The 6350-nt window shown below is 37.7% G+C and carries 5 protein-coding genes; 4 read left to right on the top strand and 1 reads right to left on the bottom strand.

The window, feature by feature from the left end; all coding sequences use genetic code 11:
* The first annotated feature begins 13 nt into the window (after window positions 1-13).
* From F6K22_RS27440 to F6K22_RS27455, 4 genes are all read left to right on the top strand, one after another.
* Window positions 14-643 carry a WD40 repeat domain-containing protein gene (locus F6K22_RS27440; protein ID WP_293105384.1) on the top strand — a complete coding sequence of 210 codons (630 nt, stop codon included), beginning with the start codon at window positions 14-16 and terminating at the stop codon, window positions 641-643.
* Between the two features lie 183 nt (window positions 644-826).
* Entirely contained in the window at window positions 827-1087 is a 261-nt protein-coding gene (locus tag F6K22_RS27445; protein ID WP_293105378.1) for a ribbon-helix-helix domain-containing protein, read from the top strand.
* A gap of 122 nt (window positions 1088-1209) precedes the next feature.
* Window positions 1210-1839 carry a Uma2 family endonuclease gene (locus F6K22_RS27450; RefSeq protein ID WP_293105380.1) on the top strand — a complete coding sequence of 210 codons (630 nt, stop codon included), beginning with the start codon at window positions 1210-1212 and terminating at the stop codon, window positions 1837-1839.
* 136 nt (window positions 1840-1975) lie between these two features.
* Window positions 1976-2647 carry a Uma2 family endonuclease gene (locus F6K22_RS27455; protein WP_363274551.1) on the top strand — a complete coding sequence of 224 codons (672 nt, stop codon included), beginning with the start codon at window positions 1976-1978 and terminating at the stop codon, window positions 2645-2647.
* Between the two features lie 374 nt (window positions 2648-3021).
* Here F6K22_RS27455 and F6K22_RS27460 read toward each other — a convergent pair whose 3' ends face one another.
* A complete protein-coding gene (locus F6K22_RS27460) occupies window positions 3022-6045 on the bottom strand; it encodes an endonuclease MutS2 (protein WP_293105382.1) in 3024 nt (1007 codons plus the stop codon).
* Window positions 6046-6350: the final 305 nt, after the last annotated feature.

Genomic DNA, 6350 nt, shown 5'->3' on the forward strand with positions numbered 1-6350 from the left:
TCTTTGAATAAAAATTGTTTCTGGAAGCGATGATAAAACTATTAAAATTTGGCACAGAGATGGTAGGTTAATCAATACTATTCAAGAAAAGGATAAAGTAAACACTGTAATTTTCAGCCCTGATGGTAAACATATTCTTTCTAGTGTTGGTGATAAAATGTTAAAGCTTTGGAGCTTAGATGGAGAACTTATAGACACTTTTGAGGATCATACAGATATAGTAAGCAAAGCAACTTTTAGTCCTGACGGCAAAATGATCGCTTCAGTTAGTGATAATGATACTGTTATATTATGGGATGTTGAGAAGAAAAAACTGAAAAAACGGATTAATAATGATGATCGGGAAGTAAATAGTATTAATTTCAGCCCTGAAAGTAATATCCTAGCCATCGACTACGGTTATGGTTTAGTAACACTCTATCTACTTAATGGCATCTTCCTCAAAGAAACCCAACTCTACACAACCAATTCATTCTTAGGGGAAAAATTTAGTCCTGATGGAAAAGCGATCGCTGTACAAAACCAGTCAGGAGTCTTACTATTAAACGCAGACTTAGACGACTTACTCAACCGTGCTTGTAACTGGGCAAGTGCTTACCTCAAAACTACTGATGATGAAAGCATAAAACATCTTTGCGATTAAGACCTTCCTCAAAAACGCTACAATATTCTTTAACTTCAATTTTGAGCAAGTTTGAGCAACCCAGAAGACCTCTCCCCCGACCCCTCTCCTGCAAGGAGAGGGGAGAATATTCCCCCCCAACGCTAGCAGGGAAGGGGTTGGGGGGTTAGGTTTAACCAATAATTTTAGTTTGGACGAGCTAGTATGGAAAACATAATGATTTCTCTACCTGACTCCCTGCAAGTCTACGTCGAAGAACAACTACGACTTGGTAATTATAAAAATGCCAGCGAATATTTTATTCTCCTAATGCGGCAAGACCAACAACGCCAAACCAAGCAACGCTTAGAAACAATGTTAATCGAAAGTATAGAGTCTGGCACTGCCGAACCGATGACTGCACAAGACTGGCATGAAATTCGTCAAGCAGTGCGAGAAGGAGTTGCCCAAGTTCAAGAAAAATAGAATCTTTAAATAACGAGCGCTCGATATAAAAAAACTCTGAAAAACCAAAATTTTCTGACAACTGATAACTGATAACTGATAACTGATAACTGATAACTGATAACTGATAACTGATAACTGAAATGACCCAACTACCCACAGACACTTGGATAACAGCAACCTGGCAAGAATATATCCAAACCATTGAAGACCCAAGTTACGAAAAAGCCAAAAGTTATGACAACAACGGAAAATTTAGAATCGAAATGTCACCAATAGGATACAAGCACGGTAAAGACCAGATGGTTATTATTACCATAGTTAACTTATTGGCGATGGCTAAAAGTATCAAGGTAGATGGCACAAATGACACTACTTATCGCAAAACAGGATATCAAGCAGCTCAACCAGACGCTTCCTATTATTTTAGAGAAAATGCAGATGTAGTTTCTTGGGAAGCATCTATTATTGACCTAGATATTTATCCTCCACCAAATCTAGTTATTGAAGTTGCCAATACTTCCCTAGCTGATGACAAAGGCGAAAAGCGTTTGCTATATGAAGCAATGAATGTTGCTGAATATTGGATAATTGACGTACAGAAGGTAGAAATTATTGCCTTTGCTATTGCCAATGGAGGTAGTCAAAGAATTAACCAATCTCAAGTTTTGCCAGGGTTAGCTATTTCTTTATTCCAAGAAGCACTACAACGCAGTCGTCAAGAAAATCAAGCTCAAGTTTACGCTTGGTTATTCAGTCAGTTTCAGACATAGGGAGTAGGGAGTAGGGAGTCGGAGTGAAAAATATTTTCGCGTTCTAACCAATTGTTTCTTAGCTTCAGGATTTTTATATAACGAGCGCTCGATATTAAAAAATCCTGCTGTAAATTAAAATCAACCTTTTCAATTTGTGAAAAACTCAAATTTTCCCACCAAACCAATGAACAAAAGCCAAACCCAACCACCCACAGACACTTGGATAACTGCAACTTGGCAAGAATACATCCAAATCATTGAAGACCCCATTTACGAAAAAGCCAAAAGTTACTACCACAACGGAAAATTTAGAATCGAAATGTCACCAGTGGGTAACACTCATGCTAGTGACCACGCATTTGTTATTGGAGTAGTTGCTCTGTTTGCTGCCACCAAGAACATCATGCTCAACGGGTTGGATAATGGCGCTTATGAAAAAACCGAATATCTCGCTGCTCAACCCGATGCTTCCTATTACATTGGTGAAAATGCAGATGTCATTCCTTGGGAAACTTTTATTATCGATCTTGGTATCTATCCCCCACCCACTCTAGTTATTGAAGTTGCCGATGCTTCCTTGGCAGATGATAAAGGGGAAAAACGTTTATTGTATGAAGCAATGAATGTTTCTGAATATTGGATAGTTGACGTGCAGAATGTAGAAATTATTGCCTTTGCCATTGCCAAGGTCGGTAGTCAAAGAATTAACCAGTCTCAAGTTTTGCCTGGTTTAGCAATTTCTTTATTAGAAGAAGCACTGCAACGCACTCGTCAAACAAACCAAGGTCAAGTTTATCCTTGGTTATTCCAGGAATTTCAGACATAAGGAGTAGGTCGGAGGGAGAAATAATTGATTTTATTTTGATTATTGGAGATGTCGAAAGTAAATGCTCAAGAATTATCATTGTGTGAAGCTCCTAAAAAATTGCGTCGAAGGGGTTGCCTTCCACCAAAAACTCTGATAATATTAGAATAATAAATGTTATTGGGGTTAACTCGTATTTACACATGATTTTTTATTCAACTCAAAAAAATCACTGATAGATAATTGAAAATGACTCAATCAAAAAAAGCAGAGCTATTCACTTTTGAAGTTTTAACTGTCGATAACTCTTCAATCTGGGCTGTGTAGGTAGTTTTTGCCTTTCGTTCCTAAATCCATCAGTGTATCCGTGGCCAAATCCATGTCTGGCTGCTTTCCTACTTCAAATGAGCAATAGTCACCCCACTACCCCCATCATTTCTCGCAGCTAACTCATAACGTTCCACCAAAGGATGCTCCTGCAAAAATTCATGGATACCCTGCCTCAACTTACCAGTACCCTTGCCATGAATAATCCACAATAAACCATATTCGATCGCCTTCGACAATGCCCTGTCTACCTCAATTTGAGCATCCGCTACCCGACTGCCACGAATATCAATACTATTTTGAGAAGTACGAACAGCTAAACCACTAGAAGTAACTTCAGACTGACTTTCCTTAGACTTACTTTCTGATTTTTTACTCTTTTGAGATTCTACATTTTTACTCTTCTTAAAAGACTCAACCTTCTCACCATCAAGAGACTCTATTTCTCTTAAATTAACTGTCATTTTCATTATCCCAAACTTAACAGTTAACTCATCATTTTCATTAGCAGCAGTCAACACTTCTGCAGTTTGCCCAATCTTCGGAATTCTAATCCGATCGCCCTCCTTTGGCATAAAACTAGGTTTCTTCGGTGGAGGAGTACGAGAAGGCAAATATTTTTCAGAAATTTCATTAATAGCATTAGTTGCTTTCTGAGCATTTCTAGCAGTCAGGGGACCCTGTTGCAAATTCCGAATTACTGTCGCAATTTCTGCTTTTGCCTCAGCAATTTTTTCCTGTACCGCCACCTCTTGCGCTAACTTTAATTCCCGTTCCCTTTCTTTCAAAGCAGAAGCTTTTCGGGCAACTTCCCGATGCAAATACTCAGTTTCTTGTAATAATTCAGAAGCTTCCTTTGCCTTAGTTTCTTGTTTTTGTCTTTGCTCTTCCAAACCAGCAATTACCTGATTTACATCCTCAGAATCTCCTCCAACATAATCTTGCGCTCTATCAATAATATCCTGTTTTAAACCTAATCTACCAGCAATAGTCATAGCATTAGACCGCCCAGGAATTCCCCAAAGTAGACGATAAGTTGGTTGTAAAGAATTAGTATCAAATTCTACTGAAGCATTTTCAAATCTTTCATCTTCATATTTAAGAGCTTTTAATTCTCCAAAGTGAGTAGTTGCCACTGTTAATAATGCGTTATCTGCCAAATATTGTAATAGAGAAATTGCCAAAGCACTACCTTCAGTCGGGTCAGTACCAGCTCCAACTTCATCTAACAACACAAGAGTAGGTGATAAACGAAAATTTTCTTCCACAGGGAACGGGGAAGAGGGAACATCGTAATTATCAACTTCTAAATTGTTTTCATTCCCAGATAAATCATCTCCTTCTATTACTTTTGAATTTTGAAGTTTGACTTTCAACTTATTCTCATTATCAGATAAATTATCAACTTCTAAATTATTTTCATCCTCAGATAAATCATCTCCTTCTATTACTTTTGAATTTTGAAGTTTGACTTTCAACTGATTCTCATTCTCAGATAAATTGTCAACTTCTAAATTATTTTCATCCTCAGAAAAATCATCTCCTTCTATTACTTTTGAATTTTGAATTTTAACTTTTAACTTGTTTTCATCCTCAGATAAATTGTCAACTTCTAAATTATTTTCATCCTCAGAAAAATCATCTCCTTCTATTACTTTTGAATTTTGAATTTTAACTTTTAACTTATTCTCATCCTCAGATAAATTATCAACTTCTAAATTATTTTCATTCCCAGAAAAATCATCTCCTTCTATTAATTTTGACTTTTGACTTTTGACTTTTAACTTGTTTTCATCCTCAGAAAAATCATCTATTACTGTTCCCTGTTCCCAGTTAAGTGTTCCCTCTATAGATTCTAAAATTCTAATAATTCGTCGAATATGACCAGAAAAAGTAGATAAACTTTGCTCTAAAGACTGCTCATCACCAATATCAGCCAATATTTGCTCAAACCAAGGCAACTCCACAGGGTCATTAGCAGGTATAAATAATCCCACCTTTGCCATCAGTGCAGCTAATCCCAAAGTTTTCAGAGTAACAGTTTTACCACCAGTATTAGGACCAGTTATCGCTACTACTCTCACTGGTGGTCTAACATTCACATCAATAGGTACTACCGAACTTCCTTGTTCGTGCTGCTGTTGCCATACCAACAAAGGATGTCGCAATTGACGCATAGTCATAGGTTGGTCAGAGTCTGGGTCAGTAAATTGAGGAGGATTAGCTCCTAACCATAAACTATAACGAGCGCGAGCTGTAGCCAAATCAATAATCGTAGCGATCGCCAATAACTGCTCTAAATCTTCCTTAACTTCCGCCACTTGCTCAGTCAGAGCTTGGCGAATAGCTTCCTCTTCCCTTTGAGCTTGACGTTGCAGTTGTCGCATTTGATTATTAAGGTTGACAACCGTATTAGGTTCAATGTATAATGTAGAACCTGTTGTCGATGTATCGTGAACAATACCAGGTACAGCATCTTTTTGAGGAGCCTTAACAGGAATTACAAAGCGATCGCCCCGTTGAGTAATAATAGGTTGTTGAATAGCATTAGCTTTCCGTTGTAAAATCCCTCGGAGAATATTATCAATGCGATCCCGGAGATGGTGCATTTTTTCACGAATTCCTGCCAGTTTAGGACTTGCCCTATCCGTGACATCCCCCCGGTCATCTATACAACGGTGAATTTCTTGTTCTAATTCTGGATAAGTCCGCAAGTCAGCTACCAATTCCGGCAAAACAGACAACTCATATTCTGACTCATAACCATCAATTGCCCGACGCAACTTACGAACGCCAGCCAGAGTTGTAGCAATACCTAAAAGTTCACCTCCAGAAAGTATACCACCTAATTCTGATCTTTCGAGTGAATCACCAATATCTTCAATCCCGTCAAAAGACAAACCCTGTGTAAGAAGAGTTTCTAGTTTGTATACTTCCTGAGTTTGGGCTAATAACTGTATTGTCTCCGCCCTGGTTGACGGAATTTGTAAATGATGAGTAGCAATTGCACCCAATTTAGTTGCTGTAAAAGTGGCCAAATGTTGACACAAGCGAGGCCATTCTAGTAATTCTAAAGTCTCCGATTGAATCAAAGCTTATTTATTAAGGATTATGAACTCTGAAATATATGATACTACAATTACTAAAATTTTGTGTTTGATAATAATTAAAGGATTCAGGCATCATATTGATGGCCACAATTCAGCTCTGACTTCTGCGTAGCGCCACATAGTATCTTTTTAGTTCTAAAAACTACATATACTAAGACGTTATAGTTTTGATGGAGAATTTCTAGTATGAGAATTTCTACTATATTAGAGCGCTACGCAAATAGGGCAAAGATATTTATAAATACTCAAACTCACTCGTGTATTACTTCTAAATTCTGAGTTGGGCT

This window comes from Okeania sp. SIO2F4 (genome assembly GCF_010672385.1).
Classification (GTDB): Bacteria; Cyanobacteriota; Cyanobacteriia; order Cyanobacteriales; family Microcoleaceae; genus Trichodesmium.

Excerpts from the sequence above, each read along its gene's own strand:
- F6K22_RS27445 (WP_293105378.1), top strand. The coding sequence starts at position 827 with ATGGAAAACATAATGATTTCTCTACCTGACTCCCTGCAAGTCTACGTC.
- F6K22_RS27450 (WP_293105380.1), top strand. The coding sequence starts at position 1,210 with ATGACCCAACTACCCACAGACACTTGGATAACAGCAACCTGGCAAGAA.